We start from the raw sequence: 19,648 nt of genomic DNA on the forward strand, positions 1-19,648 counted from the left end.
CCGGCGTCGGATAGTCGAACGCGAGCGTGGCGGGCAACCTCAGCCCCGTGGCCGCGTTGAGCCGGTTGCGCAGCTCGACCGAGGTGAGCGAGTCGAAGCCGAGGTCGCGGAACGCCCGCTCGGCATCCACATCGGACTGGCTGTCGTGGCCGAGGACGAGTGCCGCCTGCTCCCGTACGAGGGCGAGCAGCGCGTCCCGCCGTCCCGCCTCGTCCAGCCCGCCCAGGTTCCGTACCAGGTCGGCGGCGACGGCCGACGTGGACGCCGACGCCCGCCGTGCCCGGGTGCGGACCAGGCCGCGCAGCAGCGGGGTACCTCGTCCAGGCGGCGCAGCGCGGCGAGGTCCAGCCGGACCGGGACGACGGCCGGGGTCCCGGCGGCGATGGCGGCATCGAAGAGGGCCAAGCCTTCCTCGGCGGTGAGGGGTGGCATCCCGGAGCGGGACATGCGCTCGGCGTCGGAAGCCATACCTTGCGTCCACGGTCCCCAGGCCAGTGACACCGCCGGCATCCCGGCGGCCCGCCGGCGCGTGGCGAGGGCGTCGAGGAACGCGTTTCCGGCCGCGTAGTTGGCCTGACCCGCGCCGCCGAAGACACCGGCCGCCGAGGAGAAGAGCACAAACGCCTGGAGGTCGCCAGCCAGCTCGTGCAGGTGCCAGGCGGCGTCCACCTTGGGCCGCAGCACAGTGTCGAGGCGGTCGGGGGTGAGGGAGGCGACGATACCGTCGTCGAGGACGCCGGCCGCGTGCACCACCGCCGACACCCGGTGGCGGGACAGCAGCTTGGCGAGCGCGGCACGGTCGGCGACATCGCAGGCGGCAACGGTCACCTTGGCGCCCAGCGTGGAAAGCTCGGCGCGCAACGCGGATACGCCCTCGGCCTTCGCGCCCCGCCGGCCGACGAGCAAGAGGCGGCGTACCCCCTGTCCGGCCAGATGCTTGGCCACGACGGCGCCGAGGCCGCCGGTCCCGCCGGTGATGAGCACGAGGCCATCGGGGTCCCACTCGGTGCGGTCTTCGGGCGCCGCCAGGCGGCCGAGCCGGCCGGCGAGCGTTTCGCCGTCGCGGAGCAGCAGCTGCGGTTCGCCGGTCGCCAGCGCACGCGGGAGCCGCCCGATGGACGCCTCGTCCGCGTCGACGAGGGTGAAGCGGCCAGGGTTTTCCGACTGGGCCGAGCGGACCAACCCCCACACGGCGGCGGCGGCCAGGTCGTCGCCGGAGACCGCACCCCGCGTCAGGACCACGAGATGCGCTTCCCGCTCTTCGGCGAGCCAGCGCTGGAGCAGGGCGAGGATTCGGGTCGTCTGCGCGCGCACTTCGGCGGTCGGGCCGGCACCTGTGGATCCGGCGACGGTGACGACGACTGTGCCGCTGTCCGGCGGTGTGTCCACTCCGGGCGCCGCCACACCGAATGGGTTCGGTCCGAGGACGGCGATCGGCTCACCGGCATCGTCCGGCTCGGTGACGGAGACCCACTCGAGTGCGAAGAGCGCCTCCCGCTCGATTCCTGGCCTTTCGACGGTGACCGGCCGGGTGACGAGGCCCTCTACAGTGGCCACCGGTGTGCCGTCGAGCGCGGCAACGGCGATCGCCACGGCACCGCGTGATGACGGCGACAGCCGTACCCGCACCGAGGTCGCGCCTGAGGCGTGCAGCGAGGCACCCTCCCACGAGAACGGCAATCCGGCCACATCGCCGGAACCAGCGGCCGCCATCGCGGCGTGCAGGGCCGCGTCGAGCAGCGCGGGGTGTATCCCGAAGGCGTTCGCGCCTGGCGCCTGCTCGGGAAGGGCGACCTCGGCGAGCACCTCGTCACCCCGGCGCCACGCCGCTCGCAGGCCCTGGAACACGGGGCCGTAACCGAACCCGGCCTCGGCGAAGCCGTCATAGCAACCGGTGAGGTCGACCGGCTCGGCACCGGCGGGTGGCCATGTGTCCACATCGAACCGGGCCGGCCGTGCGCCGTTCCCGAGGAGGCCGCTGGCGTGCTCCACCCACGGCTCCTCGGCTCCCGAGGGTCGCGAGTGGATGGTGACCGGCCGGCGACCGGCCGCGTCTGGGGCGGCGACCCGGACCTGTACCTGGGTCGCACCGCGCTCGGGCAGCACGAGCGGCGCGGCCAGCGTCAGCTCTTCCACGCGGTCGCAGCCGACTTCGTCGCCGGCCCGGATCGCCAGCTCCAGAAGGCTGGTGCCGGGGAAGAGCACAAGCCCACCGACGCGATGGTCGGCGAGCCACGGGTGGGTGGCCAGCGCGAGACGGCCGGTGAAGACGACCTCCTCGCCACCGGCGAGCTCTACGGCGGCACCGAGGAGCGGGTGCCCTGCGGGCGCTTGGCCAAGCCCGGCCGCGTCTCCGGTGTAGACCATGGCCGTCGGCCAGAACCAGCCGTGCTGGAACGGGTACGTAGGCACGTCGACCCGCTTGGCCGCGGGGAGGGCTGGCTTCCAGTCGACGGTCGTCCCGGTGATGTGTACCCGGGCCAGGGCGGTCAGGAGCGCGGTCTCTTCGTCCCGGTCCTTGCGCAGGGCCGGGATTGCGGTGCCCGTCATCGCGGACAGCACCCCGTCCGGCCCGACCTCCAGCAGTGTGACGTCGCCCAGACCAGCCACCGCGTCAGCGAACCGGACCGTCTCTCGTACATGCCTGACCCAGTACTCAGGGTCCGTCACGTCCCCGCTACTCGCGATCGGGATACGCGGCGGCTCGAAGGTCAGGCTCTCGATCGCGGCCCGGAAGTCGTCCAGCATTGGGTCCATCAACGGCGAATGGAACGCGTGCGAGACCCGCAGCCGGGTCGACTTCTCAAACCGGGCCGCAACCGCCTCCACCTCGTCTTCCACACCAGCGACGACAACGGCTTCGGGGCCGTTGACGGCGGCGATGGAAACACCAGCGGTCAGCAGCGGGGTGACCTCAGCCTCGGCGGCCCGGATAGCAACCATTGCCCCGCCGGCCGGCAACTGCTGCATAAGCGCGGCGCGGGCGCTCACCAGGCGGCAGGCTTCTGCCAGCTCAAGGACGCCGGCGACGTGCGCCGCAGCGACCTCACCGATCGAATGGCCAGCGACGTAGTCCGGCTTGACGCCGAAGGACTCGACGAGGCGGTACAGCGCGACCTCGATCGCGAACAGCGCGGGCTGGGTCCAGCTGGTCTGGTTCAGCAGATCCGGATCCGAACCCCACATCACATCCCGCAGACCAGGATCGAGATGCACCAACACCTCGTCCAACGCCTGCGCGAACACCGGGAAGCGGGCATACAGCTCACGGCCCATACCCAACCGCTGCGAACCCTGACCAGAGAAGAGCAACGCGATGGATCCGGGCTTGGACACACCCCTGGCCACCTCGGTCACACCGTCAGCCGATGCCAGGAGCACCGCCCGGTGCTCGAAGACTGACCGGGTGCTCAGTGTGAGGCCGATGCCTGCGGCGGGAGCATCCACGGCCCGCAGCCGCTCGATCTGCGCGTCCAGAGCGGCGGCGGACTTCGCCGAGACCGTCCAGGGCACGACGCCTGCCTCGGGCGCCACCTCGAGCTGCACCGGCGCCGGCGTGTGCTCGAGGATGACGTGTGCGTTGGTGCCGCTGATGCCGAACGACGACACCGCCGCCCGGCGCGGCCGGTCCACCTCAGGCCAGGCTGTCTGCTCAGTCAGCAGCTCGACCGCGCCAGCCGACCAGTCCACATGCGACGACGCCGTATCGACGTGCAGGGTCTTCGGCGCGACACCGTGCCGCATCGCCATGATCATCTTGATTATGCCCGCCACACCAGCGGCTGCCTGGGTGTGACCGAGGTTCGACTTCACCGAACCGAGCAGCAACGGCCGCTCCCGATCCCGCCCATACGTAGCCAGCAGCGCCTGCGCCTCGATCGGGTCACCCAGCGTCGTACCAGTGCCATGACCCTCGACGACATCGACGTCCGCTGTGGACAATCCGCCACTGGCCAAGGCCTGCCGGATCACCCGCTGCTGCGACGGGCCGTTCGGCGCGGTCAAGCCGTTCGACGCGCCGTCCTGGTTGATCGCGGAGCCCCGTACTGTCGCGAGGACTTGGTGGCCATTGCGCTGTGCGTCGGATAGGCGTTCCAGCAAGAGCATGCCGACGCCCTCGGACCAGCCCACGCCGTCGGCCGTGTCGCTGAACGCCTTGCACCGCCCGTCCGGCGACAGCCCTCGCTGCCGGGAGAACTCCACAAACGCGCCCGGCGTCGACATCACCGCGACACCGCCGGCCAGCGCGAGAGAGCACTCGCCGCTGCGGAGTGCCTGTGCCGCGAGGTGCAGCGCGACAAGGGACGATGAGCAGGCGGTGTCGACGGTGACCGCCGGTCCCTCAAACCCGAACGTGTACGACACTCGGCCCGAGGCGATGCTGCCCGAGCTGCCGTGCCCCTGGTACCCCTCGTGCTCCGCCCCGTCGAGCAGCGCGCTGTAGTCGCTGTACATGACGCCCGCGTACACGCCGGTCCGGCTGCCGCGCAGCGACACCGGGTCGATGCCGGCCCGCTCCACGGCTTCCCAGGTCACCTCCAGCAGGAGCCGCTGCTGGGAGTCGGTGGTGAGTGCCTCGCGCGGGCTCATACCGAAGAACGCCGGGTCGAACTCGGCCGCCTCGCGCAGGAACCCACCGGACCGCGTGTACGAGGTGCCGGCGTGGTCAGGGTCGGCGTGGTAGAGCGCGTCGAGGTCCCAACCCCGGTAGTCGGGGAACTCGGTGATGGCGTCGACCCCGTCGCTGACGAGGCGCCACAGGTCTTCTGGCGAGGCGACCCCGCCCGGGTAGCGGCACGCCATACCGACGATGACGATCGGGTCGTCGTCCAGCTTCGGCAGGGCAGCGGTCGGCACGGCGATGGCACTGTCCATATCGAACAGCTCGTCGTGCAGGTACCCGGCCAGCGCCGTGACCGTCGGGTAGTCGAAGACGGCCGTGGCGGGCAGCCGTAGCCCTGTGCCTGCGTTGAGGCGGTTGCGCAGCTCAACGGCGGTGAGCGAGTCGAAGCCCAGGTCCTGGAACGCCCGGGCCGGGTCCACATGCTCGGCGCCGGCGTGGCCGAGCACGGTGGCGACCTGTCCGCGTACAAGGTCGACCAGCTCGACGCGGCGTTCGGCCACACCGAGGCCAGCCAGCCGCGCGACGAGCCCGGCGGCCTTGTCGGAACGGGCGACCGCGGAGCGGCGGGAACGCGAGCGGATCAGTCCACGCAGGAGCGGCGCCACGTCACCGGAGGCGCGGATCGCCGCCAGGTCGAGCCGGATCGGGACCACCGCCGGCTCGTCGGCCGCGAGCGCGGCGTCGAAGAGCGCGACGCCCTGCTCCGTGGTGAGTGGCGGCATTCCGGCGCGGGCCATCCGTTCCGCGTCGGTCACCATGCCCTGGGTCCACGGACCCCAGGCGAGCGAGGCTGCCGGCAGCCCTTCGGACCGGCGGTGCTGGGCGAGCGCGTCGAGGAAGGCGTTGCCCGCGGCGTAGTTGGCCTGCCCCGCCCCGCCGAAGACGCCGGCCGCCGAGGAGAAGAGTACGAACGCGTCCAGGTCCAGGCCGCGGGTCAGGTCGTGCAGGTGCCACGCGGCGTCCACTTTGGGCCGGAGCACGGCGGAAAGGCGCTCCGGCGTGAGCGAGCCGATGACCCCGTCGTCGAGAACGCCGGCCGCGTGCACGACCGCGTGCACGGGATGCTGTGCCAACAGCGCGGCCAGCGCCTCGCGGTCGGCCACATCGCAGGCGACGACGGTGATGTCCGCGTCCAGATCGGCCAGCAGCTCCGCGCCACCGCCGCGACGGCTGGCAAGCACCAGGCGGCGTACCCCATGGGTGGTCACCAGGTGCCGGGCGATGACCGCGCCGAGGCCGCCGGTACCGCCGGTGATCAGCACCGTCCCTTCTGGACGCCAGGCGATCGTGGGCGACTCGGCCCCTAGCCGCGCCAGTCGCGCGGCACGCAAGATGCCGTCGCGGATGGCCAGGTGTGGCTCGTCCAGCCCGAGCGCCTGCGGCAGCGCGGACGCCGAGGTGGCGTCGATGTCAATGAGGGCGAACCGGTCCGGATGCTCAGACTGGGCCGATCGTACGAGGCCCCACACCGCGGCTGCGGCCACGTCGTCGCCGTCGGTGGCGCCCCTAGTGACGATGGCCAGGCGCGAGCCGGCGAACCGCTCGTCGCCGAGCCACTCTTGCAAGAGTCCGAGCACCCGCGCGGTCAGCGTGTGCGTAGCCGATGCGGGATCAGCGCCCGGCGCCGCGGCGATCGGGAGCAGCACCGCGGCCGGTGGTTCGGCGATCGTGACGAGGTCCGGGTACGCCTTGACCGGCAGTGCCTCGCTGATCCCGAGCGGGTCCGGCCCGAGGATCGCCAGCCCGCCGAGGTCGATGGGCGTGCCGGCCGGTACGGGCGTCCAGCCAAGGCCGAAGAGCGCATCCCGTTGCGGCGCCTGCTCACCCTCGACGAGCGGCCGGACGACGAGGGAACGTACTGCCGCGACGGGCGCGCCGGTGGCATCGGCGAGGTCGACTGCGAGCGCGCCTGACCCGTCGCGGGTAAGCCGGACGCGCACCGAGGCAGCGCCGGCCGCATACAGGGAAACGTCGGCCCAGGAGAACGGCACCGCCCGCTCCTCGGCCGGGCCCGCGAAGCCGGCGGCGTGCAGGCTCGCGTCGAGGAGCGCAGGGTGCATGCCGTACGACGCCGCGTCGCTGACCTCATCGGGCAGCGCGATTTCGGCGAAGACCTCGCCGTCCCGCTGCCATGCCGCGCGCAGCCCTTGGAATACCGGCCCGTACGCGAAGCCCTCGGTCGCCCGCTCGTCGTAGAAACCCGCGACGTCGAGCGGCTGGGAGCCGTCCGGCGGCCAGGTCGTTGCGTCGAATGTGGACTCAACGGCACCGGGTGCCAGGACGCCAGAGGCGTTCTCCGTCCAGGGCGCGTCGTCGGCGCTGTCGAGTCGGCTGTGGATGGTGACGGTACGCCGCTGCGCCTCGTCCGCCACGCCGGCCCGAACCTGCACCAGCAGCGCGCCCTCCTCGGGCAACACCATTGGCGTGGCGATGGTCAGCTCTTCGATCCGGTCACAGCCGACCTCGTCGCCGACCCGGATCGCTAGCTCCACGAAGGCGGTACCGGGTACCAGCACCGAGCCCATGATGGCGTGGTCAGCGAGCCACGGGTGGGAGGCGAGCGACAGCCGGCCGGTGAAGAGGAGCCCGTCGCCGTCGGCGAGTTCGACGGCGGCGCCGAGCAGCGGGTGGTCGGCCGAGCCGAGGCCCGCCGCCCGCACGTCGCCCGGCCGGGTGAGCGAGGCCGCCGGCCAGAACCACTCACGCTGGAACGGGTAGGTGGGCAGCTCGACCGGCTTCGCTCCAGTGAACGCTGGCCGCCAGTCGATGGTGGTGCCACCGATGTGCAGCCGTGCCAGCGCGGTCAGGAGTGCGGTCTCTTCGTCCCGGTCCTTGCGCAGAGCCGGGATTGCGGTACCCGTCATCGCGGACAGCACCCCGTCGGGGCCGACCTCCAAGAGCGTCGCCTCGCCCAGACCAGCCACCGCGTCCGCGAACCGGACCGTCTCTCGCACATGCCTGACCCAGTACTCAGGGTCCGTCACGTCCCCACTGCTCGCGATCGGGATACGCGGCGGATGGAAGCTGATGTCCTGGATGGCGGTCCGGAAGTCGTCCAGCATCGGGTCCATCAGCGGGGAGTGGAACGCGTGCGAGACCCGCAGCCTTGTCGCCTTCTCGAACCGGGCCGCTACCGCCTCCACCTCGTCTTCCACACCGGCAATGACGACGGCTTCGGGGCCGTTGACGGCGGCGATGGAAACACCCGCGGTCAGCAGCGGGGTCACGTCGGCCTCGGCGGCCCGGATAGCGACCATCGCCCCACCAGCCGGCAGCTGCTGCATAAGCGCAGCGCGGGCGCCCACCAAACGGCAGGCATCAGCCAACTCGAGAACACCAGCGACGTGCGCCGCAGCGATCTCACCGATCGAGTGACCCGCCAGGTGGTCCGGCCTGACGCCGAAGGACTCGACGAGGCGGTACAGCGCTACCTCGATTGCGAACAGCGCGGGCTGAGTCCGGCCGGTCTGGTTCAGCAGATCCGGATCCGAACCCCACATCACATCCCGCAAACCCGGATCGAGATCTGTCAGGACCTCGTCCAACGCCTGCGCGAACACCGGGAACCGGGCATACAGCTCGCGACCCATACCCAACCGCTGCGAACCCTGACCAGAGAAGAGCACCGCAAGACGACCGGACGCCGCCGTGCCTCGCGCGACTTCCTGTGCGCCGTCTGCCGACGCCAGGAGCACCGCCCGGTGGTCGAAGACTGAGCGGGCGGTCAGGGCGAGCCCGACACCGGCAGCGGGCTCATCGACCAAGCGCAGCCGCGCGATCTGCGCGTCCAGTGCGGCCTCAGACTTGGCCGACACGGGCCACGGTACAACCGCCGGCTCGTGGACCTGATCCGGCGCCGGCGTGGCGGCCGGCTGTTCCAGGATCACGTGCGCGTTGGTGCCGCTGATACCGAACGAGGAGACACCCGCCCGTCGGGGCCGGCTCAGCTCCGGCCACGCCCGCGCCTCGGTGACCAACTCCACCGCGCCCTCGGTCCAGTCCACATGCGACGACGGCGCGTCGACGTGCAGCGTCCTCGGTACCGTGCCGTACCGCATCGCTTGGACCATCTTGATGACGCCGGCCACGCCTGCTGCGGCCTGGGCGTGGCCGAGGTTGGACTTGATCGAGCCGAGCAGCAGCGGTTCTTGCCGGTCGCGCCCGTACGTGGCGAGCAATGCCTGCGCCTCGATCGGGTCGCCGAGCGTCGTACCGGTACCGTGCCCCTCGACGACGTCGACATCCACTGTCGACAGTCCGCCGCTTGCGAGTGCCTGGCGGATGACTCGCTGCTGCGAGGGTCCGTTCGGGGCGGTGAGGCCGTTCGAGGCGCCGTCCTGGTTGACCGCGGAGCCGCGGACCACGGCGAGTATCTGGTGCCCGTTGCGGAGTGCGTCGGACTGCCGCTCCAGCACGAGCATGCCGACGCCCTCGGACCAGCCCACCCCGTCCGCGCCGTCCGCGAAGGCACGGCACCGGCCGTCCGGCGACAGGCCGCGCTGCCGGGAGAACTCCACGAACGTGTGCGGTGTCGAGATGACCGTTACGCCACCGGCCAGCGCCAGCGTGCACTCTCCGCTGCGCAATGCCTGCATCGCCCAGTGCATCGCCACGAGGGACGACGAGCACGCGGTGTCCACAGTGACCGCTGGCCCCTCCAACCCCAGCGTGTACGCCACCCGCCCGGACGCGATGCTGCCGGCGCTCCCCTGCCCCTGGTAACCCTCGTGCTCGCCGCCGTCGAGGAGCGCGCTGTAGTCGTTGTACATGACGCCGGCGAATACGCCGGTCTGGCTGCCCCGCAACGAGACCGGGTCGATGCCGGCCCGCTCGACCGCCTCCCACGAGACTTCCAGCAGCAGCCGCTGCTGCGAGTCGGTCGCGAGCGCCTCCCGCGGCGACATGCCGAAGAACTCGGCGTCGAACTCCCCCGCGTCGTGGAGGAACCCGCCCGACCGGGTGTACGAGGTGCCGACCTGGTCGGGATCCGCCGCGTACAGGCCGTCGAGGTCCCAGCCGCGGTTGTTCGGAAACTCGGTGATGGCGTCGACGCCCTCGCTGACGACCCGCCACAGGTCGTCCGGAGAGGCGACACCGCCCGGGTAGCGGCACGCCATGCCGACGATCACGATCGGGTCGTCGGCCAGCGCGAGCGCGGTGCGCGCCACCGCCGGCCCCTCGTCCTCCGCGCCGATCAGCTCCTCCAACAGGTACGTGGCGAGCGAGGACGGCGTCGGGTAGTCGAAGACGAGCGTGGCGGGCAACCGCAGCCCGGTCGTGCCGCCGAGCCGGTTGCGCAGCTCGACCGAGGTGAGCGAGTCGAAGCCCAGCTCCTGGAACGCCTTGGCCGGGTCGATCCGCTCCGCGCCGGCATGCCCGAGGACCGCGGCGACCTGTCCCCGCACCAGGTCCAGGACCGCCTCGCCGCGCTCGCCCTCGTCCAGCCCGGCCAGCCGCTGCGCCAGACCACGAGAAGCCTCCGACGCCCGCGCCCGCCGGACCGGGTTGCGGATGAGGCCCCGCAGGATGGCCGGTACCTCGCCGGCCGCCCGGATCGCTGGCAGGTCCAGCCGCACCGGCGCCACCACGGGCTCGCCAGTTGTCAGCGCCGCGTCGAGAAGCGACACGCCTTGCTCGGGCGAGATGGGCGGCATCCCCGCCCGTTCCATCAGCTCCGCATCCGCCGACATGCCGACTTCTGCCGCCCATGGTCCCCAGGCGAGGGAGACGGCCGGTAGCCCTTGCGCACGCCGGTGCGCGGCCAGAGCATCAAGGAACGCGTTACCCGCCGCATAGTTTGCCTGCCCGGCACCACCAAAAACGCCGGCAGCGGAGGAGAACAACACAAAGGCGTCCAGGTCGCGGGTCAGCTCGTGCAGATGCCAGGCGGCATCCACCTTCGGCCGCAACACATTGTCAAACCGCTCCGGGGTAAGTGACTCGACTACCCCATCGTCCAAAACGCCGGCCGCGTGCACGACGGCGGTCACCGGATACTGCCGCAACAACTCGGCCAGCGCATCGCGATCGGACACGTCACACGCGACCACGGAAACCTCGACGTCCAGGTCCGCGACAAGCTCGGCACCGCCACCACGCCGACTCGCCAAGACAAGCCGCCGCACACCATGCGATACCACAAGATGCCGGGCAACTACCGCACCCAAACCGCCAGTGCCACCGGTGATGAGCACAGTGCTGTCCGGACCCCAGACGGGTGCACCGGTCAGCCCGGCCGAGACCCGCGACAGCCGCTTAGCGAACGCCTGCCCCTCGCGGATCGCCAGCTCCGGCTCGTCCGATCCGGCAGCGGAAGGAAGAAGAGCCGCGGACGCTGAATCGCCGTCGATCTCGACCAGCGCGAACCGGCCCGGATTCTCCGCCGCCGCCGTACGCACCAGACCCCACACCGCCGACGCGGCCAAATCACCCGCACGGGTCACGAACACCAGCCGCGAACCAGTGAATTCCTGTACCAGAGCCAGTACGCGGCTGGTCAGCTCGCGCACCGCGGTCGGCACATCCAGCCCGGCCGGCGACACTACTTCGTGCAGCTCGGCGTCCACCTGCGCCTCAGCAAGAGCCACCGGTGTCCACTCCGGACGGAAGAGCGACTCGGTGACCGCATCGTGCTCAGTGACGGGTGCGACCGACCGGACCACGAGCCCTTCGACCGACGCGACGAGCCCGCCGGCCGGATCGGCTGCGGCGATCGCCACCGAGTCACCACCGGTACGGGTCAGCCGTACCCGCAAGGCGGAAGCACCTGCCGCATAGAGCGACGCGCCCTCCCAGGCGAACGGCACGCCGCCGGCCGGCATCCCCAGGTCGGCGACACCCAGCGCGTGCAGCGCGGCATCCAGAAGGGCGGGGTGCACGCCGTACGCCGAGGCATCCTGCACCTGCTCGGGGAGGGCGACCTCGGCGAAGACCTCGTCGCCCTGCCGCCACACTGCCCGGAGTCCCTGAAACACCGGCCCGTACGCGAATCCCTCGTCGGCCAGCCGCTCGTAGAGGCCCTCGACGGGGATCGGCGATGCTCCGGCCGGTGGCCAGGCAGCGGTGTCGAACGCCGGTGGGCGGGCGCCCCCGGCGAGGAACCCGGTGGCGTGGGCGGTCCACGGTGCACCCTCCGCGCCCTCTCGTCGGGAGTGGACGGAGAGCGGGCGGCGGCCGGCCTCGTCGGGCGCGCCAACGCGCACCCGCACCTGGACCGCGCCCGCTTCGGGCAGCACGAGCGGCGCGGCGAGCGTCAGCTCCTCGACCCGGTCGCACCCGACCTCGTCACCCGCGCGGACGGCGAGCTCAAGGAGGGCCGTCCCGGGTACGAGCACCGAGCCGAGCACCGCGTGGTCGGCGAGCCACGGGTGTGAGCGCAGCGACAGCCGGCTGGTGAAGAGGACGCCTTCGCCGCCGGCCAGCTCCGCCGTCCCGCCGAGCATCGGGTGTCCCGCCGGGGCGAGGCCGAGCGCGGCCGCGTCGCCGAGCCCGACCAGCCCGGACGGCCAGAACCACTCGCGCTGGAACGGGTACGTGGGCAGGTCGACCCGATGCGCGCTGGTGCCGGTGAAGTACGCCGGCCAGTCGATGCGGACGCCGGATACGTAGAGCTGGGCGAGCGCGCCGAGGATGGCCGCGTCCTCGGGCCGGTCTTTGCGCAGGATCGGCACCGAGCCCTCGATGAGCGCGGAGAGCACGCCGTCCGGTCCGATCTCCAGGAACGTGGCCCCGTCCAGGGTCGCGACCGCGTCGGCGAAGCGGACGGTGTCCCGTACGTGCCTGACCCAGTACTCAGGATCGGTCACGTCCCCTGCGGCGACCACGGGGATTCGAGGTTCCGCGAACGACAGCGATGACACTACGGCCCGGAAGTCGTCCAGCATCGGTTCCATCAGTGGCGAGTGGAACGCGTGCGACACCCGCAACCGGGTCGACTTCTCGAAGCGAGAAGCCACCGCCAATACCGCGTCCTCTTCACCCGCGACCACGACGTTGGACGGTCCGTTGACCGCCGCGATCGACACACCTTCGGCCAGCAGAGGCAGGACCTCGGACTCGGCGGCCCGCAGTGCCACCATCGCCCCGCCAGCCGGCAGCGCCTGCATCAACGATGCCCGCGCGGTAACGAGACGGCAGGCATCGTCCAGCGACAGCACACCCGCCACATGCGCCGCCGCGATCTCACCGATCGAATGACCCGCAACATGGTCCGGACGCATACCGAACGACGACACCAACCGGTACAGCGCCACCTCGACAGCGAACAAAGCCGGCTGCGCCCAACCGGTCTGGTTAAGCAGATCTGGATCCGAACCCCACATCACGTCCCGCAAGCCCGGATCCAGCTGCGCCAGCACCTCGTCCAGCGCCGACGCGAAGACCGGGAAACGGGAGTACAGGTCACGGCCCATACCCAGCCGCTGCGAACCCTGACCGGAGAAGAGCATCGCGAGCGGGCCGGCCCCGGCCACGCCTCGGGCGGCCTCGACCACGCTGTCGCCAGTGGCCACCAGCACCGCCCGGTGCTCGAACACTGACCGGGCGGTCAGCGCGAGGCCGACGCCGGCGCGCGGCAACTCCAAGGCGCGGAGCCTGCCGATCTGGGCATCGAGCGCGGCCGCGGATCGCGCCGACACCGGCCACGGTACGACCGCTGGCGAGTCGGCCGGATCGGTCGAGGTCGGTGCGGGGGTTGCCTGCTCCACGATGATGTGTGCGTTGGTGCCGCTGATGCCGAAGGAGGAGACCGCCGCCCGTCGTGGCCGATCCACCTCCGGCCACGCCACCGCGTCCGGCACGAGCGTGACGGATCCAGCTGCCCAGTCCACATGGGACGACGGGGCGTCGACGTGCAGCGTCTTCGGCACCACGCCGTTCCGAATCGCCATGATCATCTTGATCACGCCTGCGACACCGGCGGCCGCCTGGGTGTGGCCGAGGTTGGACTTGATCGAGCCGAGCAGCAGCGGCTCGTCCCGGTCGCGCCCGTACGTGGCCAGGAGCGCCTGCGCCTCGATCGGGTCGCCCAGCGTCGTACCGGTGCCGTGCCCCTCGACGACGTCGACGTCCACCGTGGACAGGCCGCCACTTGCGAGTGCCTGGCGGATGACCCGTTGCTGCGACGGGCCGTTCGGCGCGGTGAGCCCGTTCGAGGCGCCGTCCTGGTTGATCGCGCTTCCGCGTAGCACCGCGAGGATCTGGTGACCGTTGCGGAGCGCGTCGGACTGCCGCTCCAGCACGAGCATGCCGATACCCTCGGACCAGGCCACGCCATCGGCCGCGTCGGCGAAGGACTTGCACCGCCCATCCGCCGCCAGCCCGCGCTGCCGGGAAAACTCCACGAACGGCCCGGGCGTCGACATCACCGTTACACCACCGGCCACCGCGAGGCTGCATTCCCCCGCTCGCAGCGCCTGTGCGGCCAGGTGGAGCGCGACAAGCGAGGAGGAGCAGGCGGTGTCGACAGTGACCGCCGGCCCTTCGAAGCCGAACGTGTACGAGACCCGCCCGGACGCGACACTCGCGGAGCTGCCACTGCCTTGGAAGCCTTCGTAGTCGCCGCCCTCCACGAGGGTGATGTAGTCGCTGTACATCACGCCCGCGTACACGCCGGTCTGGCTGCCGCGCAGAGAGGTCGGGTCGATGCCGGCCCGCTCCACCGCCTCCCACGTCACCTCCAGCAGCAGCCGCTGCTGCGAGTCGGTCGCGGTCGCCTCGCGCGGGCTCATCCCGAAGAAATCGGCGTCGAACCAGCCTGCGTCGTGCAGGAAGCCACCGTTGGTGACGTGTGTCTTGCCGGGCCGGTCCGGGTCGGGGTCGTAGAGCGAGTCGAGGTCCCAGCCACGGTTGGTGGGGAAGCCGGTGATGGCGTCGGTGCCGTCGAGCACGAGACGCCACAGGTCCTCTGGTGAGCGGACCCCGCCCGGATAGCGGCAGGCCATGCCGACCACCACGATCGGGTCGTCGGCGAGCGAGGGCAGCGCGCGTACCGGGGTGGAGACCACGACGTCGGCACCGACGAGCTCATCGACGAGGTGGCCGGCGAGGGTGGCCGCGTTCGGGTAGTCGAAAATGAGCGTGGCCGGCAGCCGCAGGCCGGTCACCGCGCCGAGCCGGTTACGCAGTTCGACGGCGGTAAGCGAGTCGAAGCCGAGTGCCTGGAACGCCCGCGCAGGATCGACCGACCCGGCCGTCGCGTGGCCGAGCACCTGGGCGACCTGCCCACGTACCAGATCGAGCACGACCTCCCGCCGCTCCTCCACCGCGAGCCCGGCGAGGCGCTGCGCGAGGCCCTCGGCCGTCGCCGACATCGCGGCGACGCCACGCCGCGCGGGCGTCCGGATCAGGCCGCGCAGCAGCGATGGTACGTCGCCGCGAGAGCGGAGGACGCCCAGGTCGAGCCGCACCGGCAGCAGAGCCGGCTCGCCAGCGGCCAGTCCGGCATCGAAGAGGGCTACGCCCTGTTCCACGGCGAGCGGTGGCGTACCGGAGCGGCTGACACGGTCCACATCGGACGCGTTCATCGCCCCGGTCATGCCGATCTCGGTGGTCCACGGTCCCCATGCCAGGGAGGTGGCGCGGAGACCGGTCGCGTGTCGGTGGCGGGCAAGCGCGTCGAGGAACGCGTTGCCGGCCGCGTAGTTGCCCTGCCCCGGGCTGCCGAACGTGCCCGACGCAGAGGAGAAGAGCACGAACGCTTCCAGATCTGTGTCGCGGGTCAGCTCGTGCAAGTGCCACGCGGCGTCCACTTTCGGGCGCAGCACCGTGTCGATCCGCTCCGGTGTGAGCGAGCCGATGACACCGTCGTCGACCACGCCGGCGGTGTGGACGACACCCCGCACGCGATGGCCGGCCAAGGCGGCGGCGAGCGCGTCCCGGTCCGCCACATCGCAGGCGACGACGGTCGCTTCGGCGCCGAGCGCGGCAAGCTCCTCGACGAGCGCGGCCGCGCCGCTGGCTGCCGGGCCGCGGCGGCTGAGCAGTAGCAGGCGTCGTACCCCGTGCGTGGTCGCGAGATGGCGGGCGAAGACGGCACCGAGCCCGCCGGTGCCGCCGGTCACGACAATGGTGCCCTCGGGGTCCCACACGGTCGGCTCGCCCGCTGCCTCGGCCCGCGCGAGCCGGGGCGCGAGCACCGCGCCGTCGCGGATGGCGACCTCGGGCTCGTCCACATCGAGCACCCACGGCGGGATCTCCGCCGTACCGTCCAGGTCGATCAGGCCGAACCGGTCCGGGCTCTCGGACTGCGCCGACCGCACGAGACCCCACATCGCGGCGGCCGGGATGTTGCCGCCACCCGCGGCTCCGCGGGTGACGAAGACGAGCCGGACGTCGGCGAACCGTTCGTCCGCGAGCCACCGCTGGAGCAGGTCGAGGGCGCGGCCGGTGAGCGCGCGAGTAGCCGCGGGCACGTCCACATCGGATGGCGGGCGCATGTCGACGAGGACGACGCCGCCTGTCGCGTCGAGGGTCGCCAGGTCGTCGACGTCCTGGATACGGACGAAATCGGCTTCGGTGGTGGAGGTAGGGGCGCTCAGCGGTACCCAATCGATGCGGAACAGCGAGTCGCGGTCAACCGCGCCGCCGCCCAGCTGCTCGGCCGGCATTTTCCGGACCACGAGCGACTCGATTGACGCCACCGGCCCGCCGGCCGGATCGGTGACCACGATGGACACCGCGTCGTCGGCGGTGCGTGACAGCCGGATCCGGACCGCCGTGGCACCGGAGGCGTGCAGCGAGACGCCCTCCCAGGAGAACGGCAGACCACCGCGGCTGATCGAGCCGAGGTCGGCGAAAGCCACGGCGTGCAGTGCGGCGTCCAGGAGCGCGGGATGGAGGAAGAACCGCCTCGCCTCGCCCTCGACCGCCTCGGGCAGGGCCGCCTCGGCGAAGACCTCGCCGTCGCGCCGCCACCCCGCGCGCAGCCCGCGGAAGACCGGACCGTAGTCCCAGCCGGCCTCGGCGAGTCCCTCGTAGAGTCCACTGAGGTCGACGCGTTCCGCACCGGGCGGGGCCACACCTCGCCGAGCTGCGCCGCCTCAGTCGGTGCTGTACTCACCGCACCCGTGGCGTGCGGCGTCCACGGCGCATCCGGCGCTCCCTCGGGCCGGGAGTAGACCCCGACCGGGCGGCGACCGCTCTCGTCCGCGTCGCCCACCCGCACCTGTACGTGCGCCGCGCCCCGCTCCGGCAGGACGAGCGGCGCGGCGAGCGTCAGCTCCTCGACCCGCGTGCACCCGACACCGTCGGCGGCGCGGAGCGCCAGCTCGAGGAAGGCCGTGCCGGGGACGAGTGTCCGCCCCATGACGACGTGGTCGGCGAGCCACGGGTGGGTGCGCAACGACAGGCGGCTGGTGAAGACCGCCCCTTCGCCGTCAGCCAGGTCGACGGCGGCACCGAGCAGCGGGTGCTCGACCGACTCCAGACCGAGGTCCGCGGCGTCGCCGGCGCGGCCGTACCCGGACGGCCAGTAGCGAGCGTGTTCGAAGGCGTACGTGGGCAGGTCGACCCAGTGCGCGCCGGTGCCGGCGAAGACCGGGCTCCAGTCGATCGTCGTACCGGTGGTGTGCAGCCGGGCGAGCGCGGTCAGGAACGCCAACTCCTCCGGCCGGTCCTTGCGGAGCACGGGGATGGCAGTGCCGGTCATCGCGGAGAGGACCCCGTCGGGTCCGACCTCCAGGAGCGTCGCCGCGCCCAGCCGCTCTACAGCGTCGGCGAAGCGGACGGTGTCGCGCACGTGCCTGACCCAGTACTCAGGATCCGTCACATCACCAGCCGCCACCACAGGAATGACAGGCTCCGCGAACGACAGCGAGGTAACCACCGCGCGGAAGTCATCCAGCATCGGCGCCATCAACGGCGAATGGAACGCATGCGACACCCGCAACCGCGTCGACTTCTCAAACCTCGACGCCACCGCCAACACCGCGCCCTCGTCGCCCGCGACGACGACATTGGACGGGCCGTTCACCGCCGCAATCGAGACACCCTCGGTCAGCAGCGGCAGCACCTCGGACTCAGCGGCCCGCAACGCCACCATCGCCCCACCGGCCGGCAGCGCCTGCATCAGCGAAGCACGCGCGGAAACCAACGCACACGCATCGGGAAGCGACAGCACACCCGCCACGTGCGCCGCCGCGATCTCACCGACCGAGTGCCCGGCCAGATAGTCCGGTGAGATGCCGAACGAGGACACCAGCCGGTACAGCGCCACCTCGACCGCGAACAGCGCCGGCTGCGCCCAACCGGTCCGCTCCAGCAGGTCCGGATCCGAACCCCACATCACATCCCGCACGCCCAGATCCAGCTGCGCGAGCACCTCGTCCAGCGCCGACGCGAAGACCGGAAAACGGGAGTACAGGTCACGACCCATACCCAGCCGCTGCGAACCCTGACCGGAGAAAAGCACCGCCAGCTCGCCCGGCTCGGCGGTGCCCCGGGCCGCCTCGGTGATTCCCTCGGCGGCGGACGCCAGTAGGACGGCCCGGTACTCGAGCGGCGACCGCCCGGCCGCGAGCGAGTATCCGACGTGGACCGCGCCCTCGCCCAGCCGTCCGGACACGCGAGCGATCTGCTCGTCCAGCGCCGCCGCGCTCGCCGCGGAGACGGGAAGCGGCGCGACGGCCGGCGCCGAGACCACCTCCGGCGGGCCGGCGGGCGACGGTGCCTGCTCCACGATCACGTGCGCGTTCGTGCCGCTGATGCCGAACGCGGAGACACCCGCCCGCCGCGGTCGCCCGGTCTCCGGCCACGCCATTGCCGACGTCAGCAGCGCGACCGAGCCCGCCGACCAGTCCACATGCGACGATGGTTCGGACACGTGCAGGGTCTTCGGCAGCACACCATGCCGCATTGCCATGACCATCTTGATGACACCGGCGACGCCGGCCGCAGCCTGGGCGTGGCCGATGTTCGACTTGACCGCGCCGAGCCACAGCGGACGTTCCCGGCCCTGCCCGTACGTCTCCAGCAGTGCCTGCGCCTCGATCGGATCGCCTAGCGTGGTGCCAGTGCCGTGCGCCTCGACAGCGTCCACCTGGTCCGGGGTCAACCGCGCGTTGCTGAGCGCGGCCCGGATGACCCGCTGCTGCGACGGGCCATTCGGGGCGGTGAGGCCGTTGGAAGCGCCGTCCTGGTTGATGGCCGAGCCGCGGACGACCGCGAGGATGCGGTGGCCGTTGCGCTGGGCGTCGGAGAGGCGCTCCAGCACCAGCACCCCGGTGCCCTCGGACCACCCGGTGCCGTCGGCCGACTCGGAGAACGGCTTGCACCGCCCGTCCGGCGCCAGCCCACCGCCCTGCGACGTAAAGGACACGAACGCCGACGGGGTCGACATCACAGTTGCCCCGCCCGCCAGGGCGAGCGAGCACTCGCCGCCGCGCAGCGCTTGTACCGCCCAGTGCAGCGCCACGAGCGACGATGAGCATCCTGTGTCGACAGTAACCGCTGGCCCTTCCAGTCCGTACGTGTACGAGAGCCGCCCGGAGATGACGCTGGCCGCGAAGCTCGTGCTGGAGTACGCGTTGATGTCGGCGTCGGAGTTGAGCGCCACGTCCGCGTAGTCCTGCCCGGTGGTGCCCATGAAGACACCGCTCTGGCTGCCGCGCAACGACGATGCGGGAATGCCGGCCCGCTCCAGCGCCTCCCACGAGACCTCCAGCAACAGCCGCTGCTGTGGGTCCATCGCCAGCGCCTCGCGCGGCGAGATGCCGAAGAAGCCCGGGTCGAACTCGACCGCGTCGTAGATGAAGCCGCCCTGGCCGGTCAGGCTGCTGCCGTCGCCCGTACCGGATAGCGCGTCGAGGTCCCAACCGCGGTCCTGCGGGAACCCGGAGATCTCGTCGCGCCCCTCGTCGACAAGCTGCCACAGCTCCTCCGGCGAGGTGACCCCGCCCGGAAACCGGCACGCCATGCCCACGATGGCGATGGGTTCCGCCGCCGCCGCGACCAGTTGCTGGTTCTGCTGTCGTAGGCGCTCGATCTCCTTCAGTGACGACCGCAGCGCTTCGACGTACTGGTTTGTGG

General features: G+C 71.6%; 1 protein-coding gene and 1 pseudogene. Both read right to left on the minus strand.

Features of this window, described 5'->3' with window-relative positions:
• Positions 1-39: 39 nt before the first annotated feature.
• Positions 40-16,641, minus strand: a complete 16,602-nt coding sequence (locus Pflav_RS46275) for a type I polyketide synthase (protein WP_269474543.1) — start codon at positions 16,639-16,641, stop codon at positions 40-42.
• 143 nt (positions 16,642-16,784) lie between these two features.
• Positions 16,785-19,643, minus strand: a pseudogene (locus tag Pflav_RS47620) (type I polyketide synthase); the annotation flags it as partial.
• Between the last annotated feature and the right edge of the window lie 5 nt (positions 19,644-19,648).

Origin of the sequence: Phytohabitans flavus (genome assembly GCF_011764545.1) — a bacterium.
GTDB classification, from domain to species: Bacteria; Actinomycetota; Actinomycetes; order Mycobacteriales; family Micromonosporaceae; genus Phytohabitans; species Phytohabitans flavus.